The organism is Stenotrophomonas sp. INTA L402-1 (genome assembly GCF_059295135.1).
On sequence record NZ_JCAFWP010000138.1, the window covers coordinates 1 to 659 of the forward strand.

Below are 659 nucleotides of genomic sequence, written 5' to 3' on the forward strand. Positions count from 1 at the left end.
CCTCCATCCGCGCTGCAATATCGAAAAAATGGCGTCTGGTGAACCGCTGAATGACGACGATCGCAAGCCGTGGTTGCAGGCGCTGAACGACGCCGCGTTTGCCATGCAGCGTACCAATAAAGTGTCGTTGATCGTCTGTTCTGCACTGAAAAAACACTATCGCGACCTGCTACGCGCGGGTAATCCGAATCTCTCTTTCATCTACCTGAAAGGCGATTTTGATGTGATTGAAAGCCGCCTGAAAGCGCGCAAAGGCCATTTCTTTAAAACCCAAATGTTGGTGACGCAGTTTGAAACGCTGCAGGAGCCGGGTGCGGACGAAACCGATGTACTGGTGGTGGATATCGATCAACCGCTGGAAGGTGTTGTGGCAAGCACCATTGAGGTTATTAAAAAAGGCAAATAAGTAGTGACTACATTAACGCTTGTTTTAACAGCAGTAGGGTCTGTTTTACTGCTGCTGTTTTTAGTCATGAAGGCGCGTATGCACGCTTTCCTGGCTTTGATGGTGGTGTCCATGGGGGCTGGCCTTTTTTCCGGTATGCCGCTCGATAAAATCGCAGCGACGATGGAAAAAGGGATGGGAGGCACCCTCGGCTTCCTGGCGGTGGTTGTCGCCCTGGGAGCTATGTTTGGCAAGATCTTACATGAAACTGGCG

General features: G+C 51.0%; 2 protein-coding genes. Both read left to right on the top strand.

Annotated features, from left to right (window positions below; translation table 11 throughout):
* Positions 1-406, top strand: a 406-nt coding sequence (gene gntK, locus AC5O77_RS21935) for a gluconokinase (RefSeq protein WP_494507194.1), incomplete at its 5' end; no start/stop codon positions are given.
* Between the two features lie 3 nt (positions 407-409).
* The coding region (locus AC5O77_RS21940) for a GntT/GntP/DsdX family permease (RefSeq protein WP_444860068.1) at positions 410-659 on the top strand (250 nt) is incomplete at its 3' end.